This is a genomic window from Gilliamella intestini (genome assembly GCF_900094935.1).
GTDB classification, from domain to species: Bacteria; Pseudomonadota; Gammaproteobacteria; order Enterobacterales; family Orbaceae; genus Gilliamella; species Gilliamella intestini.
In genome coordinates, this window is record NZ_FMBA01000051.1 from 1 (window position 1) to 14857 (window position 14857).

Sequence of the window (14857 nt, forward strand, 5' to 3'; positions counted from 1 at the left end):
GTGTCTGTCAGATTAAGTTTGAGCTACTACAGCTTATGCTTATTGGTATAATCATAAACGATTACATTCTTCGTTAGGCTACTTGCCTCCCGTTGAATTTAAAAAACACTTACCCCTTAATTTTTTTGTTTGAAAATGTGTTGCCATTCCAGTTACACTTACCCAGCCAAATTTATATAAGACAATGTTAAATTCTTCTTATTTATTGTTATAAGTTTTATTGAGATATTTTTTTACCTCATCTGCTGTTTTATATTTGAAATGAACTTCTTTCCATTCTAGTTGCCCTTCAACTCCAAAAAAATTATTATCAGCGAAATCTCTAGCAGATGCTATAATATGTTTTCTATCGTATTTATATGGATAAATAGTGTAATCATCAGCATTAATCCCGACTCCTGTATGTGTTCCATGCCTTTTAATCATAACAAATAAGAATTTTTCTTCATTAATTTTATGAAAGAAAGTAGATATAACTTCCATATTAATTTGTTTTTCATTTTTTGAGGAATAAATAAGATCTGCACCTTCTACATAGTAACGATCAATAATTCTTTTATTATTTCCACATACTAATACAAAATTTATTGGGTAATCTAAATCAGTCGTTCGTTCAAAATAGAATTGTCCGTTATGACACCATGATAAGTAAAAAGGACCATGTTCAATACCATTTTGCGATTCTTTTGCTTGTATAGGGAAAATAATAAAATATGTTAGACTAATAAGTAATATAATAAACTTTTTCATAATTTACCTTTCCTGCTCTATTTCAATGATTGATGCAATCCTATTAAAACGTGTTTTCCGATCCTCATCCCCATTTTGACCACCATTAATAATTTGTGTCACTTGTTGAACTGTCCCTGTTTTTGCTAATTGTGACAAAAGAATATTTTGGTTGTTTATTTTTCCAATCTTAGTAGTCCAATAAACAAAAGCTGATTCAATAGCATATTGAATAGAACTTGTAAGTAAATCAGGATTAGTAATAACATCTTGAATATTGACATGATTAAATTTTCAACTAGTAAGGTGTAACTAATGGCATATATTCATGTAATTCTCTAGCATGTTGATACATAATATCCATTAAACAATTTTCATCCTTACATAGCTCTCTTTTTTGAATAAATTTTCTTTGATTATTATAAATTTCTTCAAAATCTTTCTGATCATTATTGTAGTCATAATATTTTTTTATATTGTAGTAAATGTCATGAATACTTCTGTCCAATCCTGAAAGATAAATATTTTGACAGATCAGTTTTTCAGATGATTTTCTGGCTATTGAACAAGAAAAACTCGGTTCAATATTCTGATGTTTTATTCTCTTTATTTCTAAAATTGAATCATATGTATTTATTATTAAATACTCGTTAGCATTTTTTTCGAAAAGTGTCCACGTTCTATTGATATTAGGACAAAAAATATCTATCTGGTTTATTGATTGTTTTATATTGATGTCAAAAGATTTAGTTGTTAATATTTCATTATTATTTTTTGCCATTTTCCTATTCAGGATGTCGTCAAAATTGACAACAAATTTATTTATATTATAACTTAAACAAGTTTCTATCTGATCACCAGAATATATATTTGTTTTAATAACATTTTCTTTCCATTGAAATATTCTATTAAGATAAATTGGATCATCATAAGATACTTTTTTTGTGTACACAGTATCACTAATATATACTTTAGATACAACCCAATTATCATTTAAATTTGCTTTTATTGAGAATGAAAAAAGTAGAATAACTAGTATAAAAAAAATACGAAACATATTTTCTTCCTTAATAAATTTTAGTCGCATATATGCCTTTTTCAAATATTTCTCGTTCTTTTTCTCTTCTTTTTTTTAAACCATCTAAAACTTTATCTCCAGATTTATTGTACTGCTCTAAAACATCCATAGCTTCTTTCTTTTTACCTTCATTGATATATTTTGCTAAATTACTATCACTCTTAATTGATCCAATATTGTAGACAAAAGAAACTAAAGCATCATATTCATGTTGATTCAAATTAATTTTTATAGTTTTATTAACTCTATTTTCATAGTCGGGAATTATTTTTTCTAATAATAATTTTTCTTGTTCCTCTGTTAATGAGATAACATCTTTATTTTCAATCATAAAAGAATTAATCTCTGCTTCTTTTTTAACTACAGCATTAGAAACTTTTTGAGCTATATCGGATGAAATACCTATATCTAAAAGATCATTCAAAATATTTTCTGAACTTCTTTCTTTCATATCATATCCAGGACCTAAAGTAATACCACTTCCTTTTCCCGGCCAGTGCAACTTATTAGAAACATTTTTTCGAGCTTCTGCTAAATACATTTTTGTTTTTTCATTTACATTGGGTTTATTGAATAAATAGGATTTCATGACTAAGTTATATGCATTTTCATAATTGAACACAACTACCTTTTATTTTACCATCCATCAACTCTAGGTCTTATTTTGTTGAATAACTCGTTGTTTTTAGAAAATTCATCTAAATTGGATTTGGTTGTAACAATAAAAAGGCACCTTTATTTCAATATTTGTAATCATCACCCTTCACCATACTTCCAAGGATTAAAAGCATACCCTCTAATCCATTTTATTATTTCTCCGTGCTTTTTACTGCTGTAGCTTACCTTAAACCAGACATTAGAATATTGGTCTTTATCCCAAATGACATCCAGAATTTTGACAAAATCGTTTTGTACTAAATACATACTTGTTGGCTCATTTTCATTGGGGTTACTATAAAGATTAATTCTTTCTTGTTGAATATAAGACGTGATATTGGGTTTTAGAGTAGATTTATTTAGTAGTTCTAATAAGCGCTGTTTATCATAAAAAGTAGTATTCCCTTTTGCATCAATAATATCTAAACCAATAAAACCCTCTGAACTGGTTTTACTCGCCATTCGCTGGTAAATTTCTGATTCTTTAAAATGGTATTCTTTTTCCTTATTCACCATAACAACTGTAAATTTATTTGAAGAATAATCATCAAGTGATGAATAACGTCGATAAAAACTAATATCATCTATTTTACCAATAAAAGCATCAAATTTTTTATGAGATAAATATTCGTTACTTTCTGGAAAATATATATTATTGTAGATACTGTATAAGTAAAACTCAGGAAATAAATTTTCAAACCCTTCTTTACCAAATCCATCTTCGATAATTTTTTTATCGCCACAATAAGAATATTTGGCTTCCATAAAATTTTTTAATCTTTGGTTGATATATACACATTGAACCATTAACTCATTATTTTTAATCATAATAGGTATATTGGCTTCAGTAGTTTCGGCAGCTGGCATAATGTAATTAAATGCAAACTTATTATTCCATGAATTCAATCCAATATTCAGCATGCCCCATATTCCAATTACATTTTTATATGATTTATTGAAATTTTTTGCATGTACTTCTAGTATTCCTGACTCCGAAAAAAAATCATCTTCATCACTATTTTTATTTTCACAAAAGTAAGATATAAACTTATAAGACTTAGAGTTAATATTAAATTTTTGATTTGTGATGCTTTTTTTAGTTAAGCAAGATTCTTCTGCTGAACAAACTGCACTGATTATCATCACTAATATCAATAATATTATTTTTCTCATTCTAAAATTCCTCAGTTAAATTTGACGTCGCTCGAAGGATTGATTCAAATTGCCTCGCAAAAAAGGCTATATTATCAGCACTATCATTTTTATTTATTACTGCTCTTGCTGCTTTGTAATCAATATGACTTTTATAGATATACCTTGGCAATTTACCACCAGTAAAAATCCCTTTCATCATTCCCCAAATCATGATTGGTACGGCATAATCAAGTTCAGCTGCTTTATCGGGTTGATCAACAAAATCAATACCAAAATAGTCACTCGCTTTTTTATAATTATTTTTCCACGTTAAATGAACTAAGCCTCGACCACGATATTTATAACCATCCCCCTCTTCTGTATTTCCATTATTCTTAGCTCTTTTTTTTAGGGATTCATTGCTTGCTAATACAGGATCATATTTATTAAAATATGCTTTTCCTAAACTGCCTGAACGTTCTTCCAGTGCGCAGAAAAAATCTCTTCCCCACGTAGCTTCCCAACGAGCTGTTGCTAACATATAAGATACATAGTAAATATTGGGCTTAAATTCTTCATGTTCTTTATAAAAAAGGTTTATTCTTTTAATGATCCCTCGAAGACTATCTTTTGATTTTTGGTTAAAGTCTGAAACGACATCCTTCTCATTTGCTTTAAAATTTTTATGTTCACTTTCGTATTTAGTAAGGAAACTTTCAACATCTATCAAATCTAATGAAACAAAATTAAATAATGCTATAGGATGAATAAACCACGCCTTGCCGTCAGTTGATAGATTAGACAGTTTAGGGGTAGTGGTATTCGCACCCGTTTGGTTGGTGTTTGGTGTTTGGTGTTTGGTGTTTGCTGTTTGCTTTGATTGGGCTTCGGCAACTTTTTTCATAACAATATCACGCTGATAAGGCTGGGTGATGCCCAGTTTATCTAATTCCGCTTCAATAATCTCTTTTTTTGTTGTTTTTCTTCAAATAAGTCATCAACTTCGTTCCATTTACTTAATGCTTCATCAGCGTACCATTCACTTTCATATTTCACCAGTAAATGTCCTATCTGCTCCGCTGTTCAGCTTCTGCGTAATCCTTTCTTAATTAATATAACTGCATATTACAAACTGTTTATTTGCTTTTTTAAATCAATACTCTTTTGCTAGCTCTTTCTCAACGCGTTTTATTTCTTGCTTGAGTTGTTTTATCTCACATACAATTATTTCATTCAGATAAGGAACTAATTTATTATCATTTAACAGCACATTTTTGCTTAAACACAATTTATCCCGTTTCTTTTTAAATGGAAAAAATAAATTTTTTGTTGTATGGGTTTGTTCAGCAAGTTGTGCCGTTTTCTGATTTAATTGTTCGAGATAATAAAGATAAACATCATCAACATAGCAAAAATCTTCAGATTCATCTTTTAAACACCTTTCAAACTGCCCCTTTTCATAATATTTGATTCGGTCTGGATCTGGTAAAATGGTGAAATTATCAGGATAAGATACTTGATAATGACGATCATACATCTGAACTAAATGGAATTTTAGATTTTTCTCATCGATTTTATAATGTCTCCATCTTTGAGGACCGATTCCATCATCCATTTCTATTAAGGATAACGTATAAATATCGCCACTGGGTGCAATGTAGTAATATTGGTAACCAACTGAAAGAAGACTAGTTCTATTCATAAAATCATTAGCAAGGATTATTGCATCTTTTGTTTCATTATTTTTATTTAAAGATAATGTCAATTTAAAACCAGAAAAAATAGCATCCTCTTGCGTAAAACTAAAAGTTTCTTTATTTAATGCTAACATTAAATCATTTTTCTGATATATCACCGTTGTTTTATCAATCAAATCATACACATTATGAAAATAAGAACTAAAATTATACAATTGACAGCGTTTTTTTATTTTAGCTTGCTTGGCAGCATCTAGATCCTCATAGTCTAAAGGTAACGTGCAATCCTTTTCTAATTTTTGCATATTGACTTTACTAAAATATGGATCTCCCCGATATTTTTCTTCTATATCAAATGGTTGACTATAGCAGTATGCACTAACCAAAGAAAAAACAATACCGATATAAAAGGAATGCTTCATAATTTACTCCTTAATTTCTTCAATTTTAGTTAGTGAAAAGTCAGCATGAAAGTGAGAGTTATGTAAAGAACCACCGTCTACAACACCGGATAATTGTCTAAATCCTTTAAAATGAGAATGCTCTCCAACACGGTTCTTATCAAAAAATAGTCGCATCGCATTTAAAAATGCTAAGTCGTTTTGATATTGTTTAGACGAATGAGGATAATAACCACCTTGGTTATTTTTTGATTTATACTCAAAGTCAATAGCCATACCATTAATATGTAATGCACTTGGAAAACAAGAACCCCATTGAAATGCACTACCTGTAGTAGTAACAGTTTTATTATAAACAGCTATACTCCCCAACATGGCTGCAAACAAACCAGGATTGGCATAACGGCGCTTTGAATTATGGAAATTATATTCAATATTTAAATTGCCATATTGTTTATTTAATGAATCAGGCATTCTTAGCAATTCCACTTCATTATTATTTACACCGAAAACGCGCCATGAGTTTGGATTTTTCGATTTCACGTTGTAATATCTGTCATGTTTACCCCATTCAGCAATTTCACCATTGGCATAAATAATTCGATATTTAGTATCTCCATCATTTACATCTGAAGCAATATCACTAGGACTCTTAGTCTTATAAAAAGTTTTGGGTTGATTAGGATTAAATGCTTTTCTAACTTTCTCTTTAATTCTGATATATTCCAAATCACAAACCTTATGCTTGTTACCTTGTCCATTGACAATGACATAGCGATACTTATTTTGATTCTCATCTTTAATAAATGATGGTATGTACTTTTGTATTCGACCATCTAAATAAATATAAAAAACAATAATATCTATTTTTTCCTTCTTGAAAATAATCCATCATCGCTACCGAATGAATAAACCATGCCTTGCCATCTGCGGATAGATTGGACAGTTTAGGGGTAGTGGTATTTGCACCCGTTTGGTTGGTGTTTACTGTTTGCTTTGATTGGGCTTCGGCAACTTTTTTCCACCATAACGAGAGTTTAATGCGCTGTTCTTTTTTTAGTTACCAATTTGGTAAGTTGGTATCTAATACATAGTTTGTTGTATTATCATACGTTTTTAATCATGGAATGGCAACACATTTTCAAACTTGACTTTATTAATTGAAGTTTTTTTTATTACTTTGTTTTTGTCATTATAATGAATCATTTCCCCTTTATTTTTGAGGTAATTAAAGCTAAATTTATAAAGATTATTTTGATAAAAAATTGATTTTTCATAAAAACAGCATCCGTCATGAGATTGACCTATTAATACTTTATTTTCATATAACACCTTTGGGTTAATAATATTATTAGACAATTGTTTAGAATAACGGTAAATGGATGTTTTGGGATCATAGAGGAAATAAGAGTAACTTATATTAACATCGCCATAATTTTCAGAAACTCTAATATCAGGATAAGAATCGAAATTTAAATCTTCAAAAATAATATTTATTTCATCTTCTAAAGAAAAAAAACGTAATCTTTGTTCATTTTGATTTACAACAATCACTAATTCGTAATCATTGTCATTAATAGCTTCTATCTTTATACTTGATATAATATCTTTATAAGAGATACTTTCTTTTTTTAAAATCAATGGGTATTGTTCCCCATTAATTGTCCCATCTCCATTAAAAAGATTATTTCTTATATCTAAATGTATTGAAGAAAATTTGTTACGTTCAATTTTTTCTGATTCTAATTGAATGCTTTTATTAATGATACTGCCGTTTAACATGTTAATCGAATCTTGCTCCCCGATTTTATATAATCCAGTTATATCATTTTTATCACTAATATCTAATGTTAATATTAAATTTTTATTTTCAAATACCCCCTTCAATCCAATTTTCTCATTTATTAATAAAATAGGATTAGCAAAAATTTTTGATATAAAAAAGATAGGAAGAAAAAGTAAAAATTTCATTATTAATTTACTCCAAAAGCTTTCTTTGCAATTTCTAACATTTCTGCACGGTGTGCCATATTGTTAGGCTCTTTTTCCTTATTGGGATAATAGGGATTATCTTGTTTTTAATCCCATATAGGATCAAAAATTAAAGGTTCTGTACTGTCATTTTCACATTTAAGAAAAGTAATATTTTTGCCATTCTTTTTTATTAAAATTCCTGCATTATCAAGAGATGTATTTACTTCATAATTCCAAATATTTTTTTTAAAAACTAATGAATTTATTAAAACTTTCTGATCTGAAATTTCTTTCCGCAACTCTAATTCTATTTTGTTTTTATTACCATATCTGTATATTAGATCACCTTTATCAAAATAATTATAACAAATGGATAATTGCTTATTTCCTATTTGACAACCAAAGGCATCCATTTCAATTAGATTTTTATTATATGTACATAAAGAATGATCTTTAAAAAAGATTTTTTGTCTATAAAAATTACTCAAATCTGGATATTCTGATAGCTTAATTAACAATTTATTTATTTCATATTTTGAAACATTCTGTTTAAATTTATCAGCTAAAATAAACAGAAAGCCCTCATAATAATTTAAAGCATATTCTCTCAACATATTTTTTTTATTTAATAAAAATATGTTGTCTATAATTTTATTAGCTTCATCACTTCTATTTTCAATATAAGGTTCACCAATTATGTTTCCCATACGTCTTTCAAACGTGATTTTCCCCAATAAAAATAATTTATTATCTTTAATAGTCAAATATGTTATCGTTAAAGGAGAATTTCCTGTATTGGCTTCAGCAATACCAAACACTCCTAGTTTAGAATAAAACATTTCTCTACTGGAATATCCATTATCACTAACATTATTTTTATAAGTATATAATTGGTTATCAACTTTAATAGTTAATAATTGATATCCTATATAATCTATTGGTTCGGTTTTAGAATATGAACAATATTGATATTTTAAATTCATATGACTCCCAGAAAAAGTAGTTACATTTACTTCCTCAAATGAGTCTTCATCACATTTTGTTGTATTAGCAAATGCAAAATTTGCTAATAGTACACTGAATATAATTATTTTCTTCATTTATAATCCCAATATTTTCCTTGTTTATAACTTTTCATAGATTTCTTTTATAAGAACATCATAATTATTCTTTTTATATCCACTTCCATTATAATACAAAGCAAATGAATCCCATTTTTTTGACTTTAATGCATCCAATGCATTTTTATTCTTCAATAAATAACCTTTTAATGTAATTAAATGATTTTTTTCTGAATGACTAATTTTATATAGAATATCTTCAATACTTAATTTGTCTGAATGCATATTCGCTCCCATAACTTGAAATTTTCCCCAAGAAGCTGACATTAGAGCTTCTCTAGGTGATAAAGCATATGCTTTTATTAATCGTTCATATTGTTTCGCATAGGAACCATATTTAGTAAATGAAGATTTATTTGATATATCAGGATTATCATCATATTTACCATTAGTTAATTTGTGAAAATAATGTCTCTCAAATAATATTTTAGGAACATGATCCCCTAAATGGATATAAAAACTCTGATCCTTTGTTTCTTTTATACCTACAGCTTTAAGTGCTTTTGATTCACATCCTAATTCGTTTGCAACTTCTTCATAATCAGCATCGGTTAATAAATCCATATTTTTTCTTTGATTTAAAAAAATAAGTTCATATTCATTTTGGTCTAATAAAATAATTGGATGTTTTTTTTACAGATAAATCCATCATCGCCACCGGATGAATAAACCACGCCTTACCATCAGCGCTAAGTGTGGCCGGTGGGGAGGTTTCTGCTGAGGTAGTGGTATCCGTTTTCTCGCCATTTTTTGGGGGCGTGTCGTTTTGTTGGTTTAGCTTGGCTAAGCCTTTAGCAACATCATCCCACCACAACATCTTTTTTATCTTCTCTTTGGTCTTTTCCCAAGCTGTTACTTGTTTTTCTAATGCTTCCATTTTGGCATAAGATTCAAACTGTACTTTAGTCAACTTTTCCGATGGATCAGCAGGAAACGGCTTATTTCTCGTCTTAGTGTTTCAAACCCTTTCGCTTCAGGCGAGTCCTTTGCTTTACCTACACAGCTTAAATATGCCTCGAATTTTGCTTCGTCACCTACAGCTAAAAATCCCCTATTTTGTCTATCGTTTTTATCAATAAACACATGCATCAATTGCAGAACAATGAAGCCATTTTTTTATGGTTTTATTTTTCGGGGTAATATACTCAATATAATAAAATTCATTATTCATCTTTAATAAATTAACTACATCACCTTTAACTAAATACATTTTTGTTTTTTCATTTACATTGGGTTTATTGAATAAATAGGATTTTATGACTAAGTTATATGCATTTTCATAATTGATTTCATTATTAGATTTAACACAACTACCTTTTACTTTACCATTTTCCCACCCATCAACTCTAGGTCTTATTTCGTTGAATAACTCGTTGTTTTTAGACAATTCATCTAAACCAATTTGGAATTGGCTATAACAATATTTTGCTGTGAATTTTTCGTTTGATGACCATTCCTGTGTTTCAAAGCTTACTTTATTAAGTATATATAAATTAGTATCTTTATTTAATCCTATATCATAATAAATTTTAAAATACCCTCTATCTGAAAAAGTGGTTATTATTCTTATTAAATTATTTTCATCATAACGCGTTAATACTTTTTCAAAACGATTTCCTCCGTCTTCATCAAAACTCGGGATCTTTGTAATCAAATTATTATTATTATGGTAAAGATTAATAATATTTCTATTATTTTCAGTATCGAAAACTGCCTTATTAACTACCTTGTGATCAATATTAAACGTCAATTTCTCAGCATATGAATTTCTGAAAAAAACAATCAAAAAGATAAATAATATTAGTTTAAATTTCATTATTGTTTTCTTTCTTTATTAAGATATTTTATCAATCCCTCTTTCGTTGAAAATTCGCAGCGTTCTTTTGTTTCAAAATCATCTATACATCCAATTTTTGCCACAAGAGCATCATCTCCTATAAAATATAATACTCTCAACACACCATCATTATCAATTAATATTGGTAATTCAAAATAACGATAGTGTATGCTCGATTTTAAGACTTCTTTTGTTAGAATGAGAATAGATTTGTATTTGGTTTCATTCTCTGTATACTCATATTCAAAGACACTTAATAATTCATCATATTCATATGAATAAATTTCAAATGCCTTATATAATTCCTTATTATTATTAGTTAGAAAATAAATTCCCAAATTAATTTTCTCATTCTCAATTGGTTGAGTAATGAACATTACCGTACCTTTGAGCCCTTTATACTCGACATCAATTGGTGGATGAGCTATGTTATTATATTTAGGGAATCGAAATTGTTCTGGAATAGTATCTAAATCCTCATCAGGATCAGCATAAGCATTTTGTCCTATAAAAATTAAGCTTAATAATATAAACAACATTGTTTTAAACTTCATTGTAATTCCTCATTAAAACGAAATAGAATCAAAAATTTTTATTTTTCATTATGTTATCAAAAAATTTTCTTATCGATGAAGCGTCTTTATACTTACATATTTGTGTGTTACCCAAATAATCAATACCGCCATCAATACAGTTATCTAAACCAGCAATACTTATTCTATCTGTCTTAAAAGATTGTATATATAATCCTCCTTCTTCTTTTATAACTGAAAATCTAATATTCGAGTATAAAGTTTCCTCCCCCGATTTATTTTTTTGAAGAACAAAAATCATGGCATTTTCTTCATTAGGATTATAACTAAAAATTGATAATATCTCGTGGGTGAAAATAGTTCCAACTTCATTTAGTTTAAAATTACCTAAATTAAAATTATAAACAAGGTGATGGTTTCCCTTATTAGGATCTTTGGGATCTGCAGGAACAAATAACAATATTGATTTCAATCCATCGTAATTTACTAATACTGGAGGATGAACAGTACTAATTGCATTATAAAAATTAATCAAATAGACATGAGAGTATTCTCCGCTATCATCTTCATCATCTTCTTCGTATTGCTGGGTAAAAGGAGAGAAAATTGGTAATATTTTTAATGACAACGGTTCTTTTTTTGCATGGCAAAAAAGAGGAAAGCTGCTTAGTACAATAAATATTATAAGATTAAACGTTTTAAATATTTTGAAAGATTTTTTTAGTATCATAGATTTCCTTAAAATGATTATACCTATCTTTATAACTTTTAGTATATTGATTAATTTTTTCAGTTATCAGATTTACTGTTGACTCATCAGAACCTTGATCTGCAATATTGTATAATTTATATTTAAGCCAAAAATAAACACCCGAATGAACTATATATTTATAATTTGTATGTAATAAATCTGGATTATTAACAAAATCAATGTACTCCCCGCCCCAAATTTCCTGATATCCATTTGCAAAATCTACATAATTATCCCTACCCGTTAACTGCTTTAATCCTCTTCCTCTAAAATTCCAACCATCATCAGTATTTGAACCAAGATTTCCTAATCTATCTCCCATGGCTTTATTCGCAACAAATTTTTGGCTCTCCTTCGATACAATTCTTAAATTTTTCGGAGAACCATCAGGATAACCATGTTTTATTGCATCTTCAGGATTATTTCTAAAATATTTATATGTTGTTTTTAATCCACTAACACTATAAGTAAAATTTTCTTCAGTTTTTAGTGATAAACCAACTTCTTGTCTAATTTGAGTAAAAAAATGACTTAATCTAAGAGGTGTATCAAGTCTATATTCGTTCATATGAACGTTAATATCATTTACTATGAATTGTAATAAATCTAGCCGATTATTTGATACAGAAGTGAAAATCCGCTTTAACATATCAACTGTTATACACGATTTTAGTTTGAAATTAAATAATGCTATAGGATGAATAAACCACGCCTTGCCATCAGCGCTAAGGGTGGCCGGTGGGGTGGTGTCTGCTGCGGTGGTTGGGGTACTGGTTGCCTCGCCATTTTTTGGGGGCGTGTCGTTTTGTTGGTTTAACTTCGATAAGCCTTTAGCCACATCATCCCACCATAACATCTTTTTTATCTTCTCTTTGGTCTTTTCCCAAGCTGTTACTTGTTTTTCTAATGCTTCCATTTTGGCATAAGATTCAAACTGTACTTTAGTCAACTTTTCCGAGGGTGATTGTTGATAATCAGCAGGAAAACGGCTTATTTCTCGTCTTAGTGTTTCAAACTTTTTCGCTTCAGGGGAGTCCTTTGCTTTACCTACACGGCTTAAATATGCATCTAATATACAATACATAAATTAAGGCTTAGGATGAAAGTCATCAATTTGATCTCGCCAACGATTATAATTCCAATCAATAATCTTGGTTTGAAGCTCCATCAGGTAGTCTTGAGCAGCTTGTTGTTGTGCTGGATTAAGAATTTTTTCTAAACGTGTTTGTATTTCCTTGTTATATTCCCAAACTGGGGGAAGTTGATAAGCATGCCAAGCCAAATTGTTACCTTGTTCCTCGATTTTTTGTTTTGCATAATCACTTAATAGTGACCACGCATAGGCTTTAACAATATCATGCTCACGGCCTAATCCATATAAATAGGCTTCGGTAACCCGCAATATACCAATAATCGAGCTATGCTCCGCCATTAACTGCGCATAATCAATCGACAGTTTTAAATCTTCTGATTTTAAGGATTTTCGGTATTCAGTTAATTTATTAATCTTTTTATAATGTTCATCTTTATAATGGTCGCCTTGTTGGAATAGCATTCTAGCAATCAAATCCTCGTAGCAATGATAACCCCCTTCAAGGGCATAGTTCAGATATTTAATACTTTCTTCTAATTTATCATCTGGACATGGACGCACAATTCCTTTTTCATCATACCAACAAAAACCTATTCCCCAACCTTTTTTAAAGGCAAATTTAGGGTATTTTAAATCAGCAAATTTATCCCATAAATAACCTCTCATTTGAATACTTCTAAACACTTTAGGCTCAACTAGTGGGTTACCGGCATTATCCACTAACTGATCGCGATATTTACGCATAAACTCGGTAAATGACATCATTCCTTCTTCTTTTCCTCTTTCATCATATAAATCTTTCCAATGAAGCAGATCATAATAATAAGGCATTGCATTTTTATCCCATTGCCAAGCATGTTTAATAAGTTTTACTAAGCTATCAGGATCAACTACTCCATAGAATACTTGATCGTCAAATGCATATTGATATAGCTTTTTAGCTTCGTCTATGCGTAATAATTCATTTTCAGGAATAGTCGAGGGATAAATAGTATAGTCCATAGTGATATTTTCCGATTGAATAGGGTTATCATCTAAATTTGTTGAATTATAACAATAATAGTGCACAATACCGATAATTACACAAAAAACAATAACTAGAATTATTAACTTTTTTAATATCGATTTTGTTGCTTTGGTAGAATAACTCATTAAATATACTCCAAATTATTTTGATTAAAGACATCAATTTCCACAATACATGGTTCTAACGTGCCATGATTAAATACTCAACATGGGAGAATCTGGTTTTTATCAGCAAGTTTTTCCATTTCTTGATAGATTGGATATAACTTGGGTAAAGTTGAATTTTGTATATCTTTATTATCCTCATAATTTTTTGCGCTTTAGTGTTTTCGTCTTTGTGTCATTTGTTAGCGGAGCATAATCCCATAAAAAAACTGGTTATTCAATAAAATTTTTATAATAATTAATGGTATAGAAGAGACCACCACGGCACTGTGTAAGCGAATATCCCAAACGCTTTCGGTGCCACCATCTAAGGTGCCACTCGGTGGTTTGTTATCTATGTCGGCAACCTGAGCATAACCTTGCTCATAATCACTTAGCACCATGACATCACAGTTGTGCTCAGCATACGTTTCAAAGCGAAACCAAATCCCCACATCCGCCAATAAGCGTTGTATGAACTCAAGGTCACTTTCTTGCCATTGGGTAATAAACTCTCGGGACGGGTAGGTGTCTTTTAATTCCAAGCGGTAATCAATGCCGGTAAAACCATGACTGCTCAGTATCAATTGGACCACACTGACCACGCTTTGGTTTTGAAAAATGGCACACTGTTTTTTCATGGCTAACAGGGCTAATCGGGATGATAAAATAGCTTGATAAT

Annotated in this window: 17 protein-coding genes and 1 pseudogene; 1 reads left to right on the forward strand and 17 read right to left on the reverse strand. The window is 29.5% G+C overall.

Features of this window, described 5'->3' with window-relative positions; all coding sequences use genetic code 11:
- Positions 1-31: 31 nt before the first annotated feature.
- Positions 32-133, forward strand: a pseudogene (locus GA0061080_RS13160) (IS3 family transposase); the annotation flags it as partial.
- A gap of 65 nt (positions 134-198) precedes the next feature.
- On the opposite strand, the gene GA0061080_RS10155 reads toward GA0061080_RS13160, so the two are convergent.
- The 17 genes from GA0061080_RS10155 to GA0061080_RS10240 form a co-directional block, all read right to left on the reverse strand.
- A complete protein-coding gene (locus tag GA0061080_RS10155; protein ID WP_091125062.1) occupies positions 199-750 on the reverse strand; it encodes a hypothetical protein in 552 nt (183 codons plus the stop codon).
- A gap of 277 nt (positions 751-1027) precedes the next feature.
- Positions 1028-1786 (reverse strand): lysozyme inhibitor LprI family protein, encoded by a 759-nt coding sequence (locus tag GA0061080_RS10160; RefSeq protein ID WP_141669939.1) that lies wholly within the window; start codon positions 1784-1786, stop codon positions 1028-1030.
- Positions 1787-1796: 10 nt separating this feature from the next.
- Positions 1797-2396 carry a glycoside hydrolase family protein gene (locus tag GA0061080_RS10165; RefSeq protein WP_141683137.1) on the reverse strand — a complete coding sequence of 200 codons (600 nt, stop codon included), beginning with the start codon at positions 2394-2396 and terminating at the stop codon, positions 1797-1799.
- A gap of 167 nt (positions 2397-2563) precedes the next feature.
- Positions 2564-3637, reverse strand: a complete 1074-nt coding sequence (locus tag GA0061080_RS10170) for a hypothetical protein (protein ID WP_091125070.1) — start codon at positions 3635-3637, stop codon at positions 2564-2566.
- A 1-nt stretch (position 3638) separates the two neighbouring features.
- Positions 3639-4502 carry a hypothetical protein gene (locus tag GA0061080_RS10175; RefSeq protein WP_091125073.1) on the reverse strand — a complete coding sequence of 288 codons (864 nt, stop codon included), beginning with the start codon at positions 4500-4502 and terminating at the stop codon, positions 3639-3641.
- 249 nt (positions 4503-4751) lie between these two features.
- Complete coding sequence (locus GA0061080_RS10180) at positions 4752-5717, reverse strand: hypothetical protein (protein WP_091125096.1); 966 nt, start codon at positions 5715-5717, stop codon at positions 4752-4754.
- A gap of 3 nt (positions 5718-5720) precedes the next feature.
- Positions 5721-6425: a hypothetical protein gene (locus GA0061080_RS10185; RefSeq protein WP_091125100.1), complete on the reverse strand. Its 705-nt coding sequence runs from the start codon at positions 6423-6425 to the stop codon at positions 5721-5723.
- A gap of 387 nt (positions 6426-6812) precedes the next feature.
- Complete coding sequence (locus tag GA0061080_RS10190) at positions 6813-7667, reverse strand: XAC2610-related protein (RefSeq protein ID WP_091125105.1); 855 nt, start codon at positions 7665-7667, stop codon at positions 6813-6815.
- A gap of 107 nt (positions 7668-7774) precedes the next feature.
- Entirely contained in the window at positions 7775-8770 is a 996-nt protein-coding gene (locus GA0061080_RS10195; protein ID WP_091125109.1) for a hypothetical protein, read from the reverse strand.
- 24 nt (positions 8771-8794) lie between these two features.
- The gene (locus tag GA0061080_RS10200) at positions 8795-9355 is read right to left on the reverse strand and encodes an N-acetylmuramidase domain-containing protein (RefSeq protein WP_091125113.1); all 561 of its coding nucleotides are present in this window, start codon (positions 9353-9355) and stop codon (positions 8795-8797) included.
- A 34-nt stretch (positions 9356-9389) separates the two neighbouring features.
- A complete protein-coding gene (locus GA0061080_RS10205; RefSeq protein WP_091125119.1) occupies positions 9390-9701 on the reverse strand; it encodes a hypothetical protein in 312 nt (103 codons plus the stop codon).
- Positions 9702-9863: 162 nt separating this feature from the next.
- A complete protein-coding gene (locus GA0061080_RS10215; RefSeq protein WP_091125125.1) occupies positions 9864-10607 on the reverse strand; it encodes a hypothetical protein in 744 nt (247 codons plus the stop codon).
- Positions 10607-11182, reverse strand: coding sequence for a hypothetical protein (locus GA0061080_RS10220; protein ID WP_091125128.1), 576 nt, complete (start codon positions 11180-11182; stop codon positions 10607-10609). Before GA0061080_RS10220 ends, GA0061080_RS10215 begins: the two co-directional genes overlap by 1 nt.
- Positions 11183-11210: 28 nt before the next feature.
- Positions 11211-11891: a hypothetical protein gene (locus GA0061080_RS10225; protein WP_085166103.1), complete on the reverse strand. Its 681-nt coding sequence runs from the start codon at positions 11889-11891 to the stop codon at positions 11211-11213.
- Positions 11860-12996, reverse strand: coding sequence for a glycoside hydrolase family 19 protein (locus tag GA0061080_RS10230; protein ID WP_091125132.1), 1137 nt, complete (start codon positions 12994-12996; stop codon positions 11860-11862). Before GA0061080_RS10230 ends, GA0061080_RS10225 begins: the two co-directional genes overlap by 32 nt.
- Before the next feature lie 3 nt (positions 12997-12999).
- Positions 13000-14157, reverse strand: coding sequence for a hypothetical protein (locus GA0061080_RS10235; RefSeq protein WP_091125136.1), 1158 nt, complete (start codon positions 14155-14157; stop codon positions 13000-13002).
- A 221-nt stretch (positions 14158-14378) separates the two neighbouring features.
- The gene (locus GA0061080_RS10240) at positions 14379-14846 is read right to left on the reverse strand and encodes a contractile injection system protein, VgrG/Pvc8 family (protein ID WP_280642410.1); all 468 of its coding nucleotides are present in this window, start codon (positions 14844-14846) and stop codon (positions 14379-14381) included.
- Positions 14847-14857: the final 11 nt, after the last annotated feature.

Excerpts from the sequence above, each read along its gene's own strand:
- GA0061080_RS10170 (WP_091125070.1), bottom strand. The coding sequence starts at position 3,637 with ATGAGAAAAATAATATTATTGATATTAGTGATGATAATCAGTGCAGTT.
- GA0061080_RS10215 (WP_091125125.1), bottom strand. The coding sequence starts at position 10,607 with ATGAAATTTAAACTAATATTATTTATCTTTTTGATTGTTTTTTTCAGA.
- GA0061080_RS10160 (WP_141669939.1), bottom strand. The coding sequence starts at position 1,786 with ATGTTTCGTATTTTTTTTATACTAGTTATTCTACTTTTTTCATTCTCA.
- GA0061080_RS10155 (WP_091125062.1), bottom strand. The coding sequence starts at position 750 with ATGAAAAAGTTTATTATATTACTTATTAGTCTAACATATTTTATTATT.
- GA0061080_RS10200 (WP_091125113.1), bottom strand. The coding sequence starts at position 9,355 with ATGGATTTATTAACCGATGCTGATTATGAAGAAGTTGCAAACGAATTA.
- GA0061080_RS10235 (WP_091125136.1), bottom strand. The coding sequence starts at position 14,157 with ATGAGTTATTCTACCAAAGCAACAAAATCGATATTAAAAAAGTTAATA.
- GA0061080_RS10190 (WP_091125105.1), bottom strand. The coding sequence starts at position 7,667 with ATGAAATTTTTACTTTTTCTTCCTATCTTTTTTATATCAAAAATTTTT.
- GA0061080_RS10195 (WP_091125109.1), bottom strand. The coding sequence starts at position 8,770 with ATGAAGAAAATAATTATATTCAGTGTACTATTAGCAAATTTTGCATTT.
- GA0061080_RS10165 (WP_141683137.1), bottom strand. The coding sequence starts at position 2,396 with ATGAAATCCTATTTATTCAATAAACCCAATGTAAATGAAAAAACAAAA.
- GA0061080_RS10180 (WP_091125096.1), bottom strand. The coding sequence starts at position 5,717 with ATGAAGCATTCCTTTTATATCGGTATTGTTTTTTCTTTGGTTAGTGCA.
- GA0061080_RS10230 (WP_091125132.1), bottom strand. The coding sequence starts at position 12,996 with ATGTATTGTATATTAGATGCATATTTAAGCCGTGTAGGTAAAGCAAAG.
- GA0061080_RS10175 (WP_091125073.1), bottom strand. The coding sequence starts at position 4,502 with ATGAAAAAAGTTGCCGAAGCCCAATCAAAGCAAACAGCAAACACCAAA.
- GA0061080_RS10225 (WP_085166103.1), bottom strand. The coding sequence starts at position 11,891 with ATGATACTAAAAAAATCTTTCAAAATATTTAAAACGTTTAATCTTATA.
- GA0061080_RS10220 (WP_091125128.1), bottom strand. The coding sequence starts at position 11,182 with ATGAAGTTTAAAACAATGTTGTTTATATTATTAAGCTTAATTTTTATA.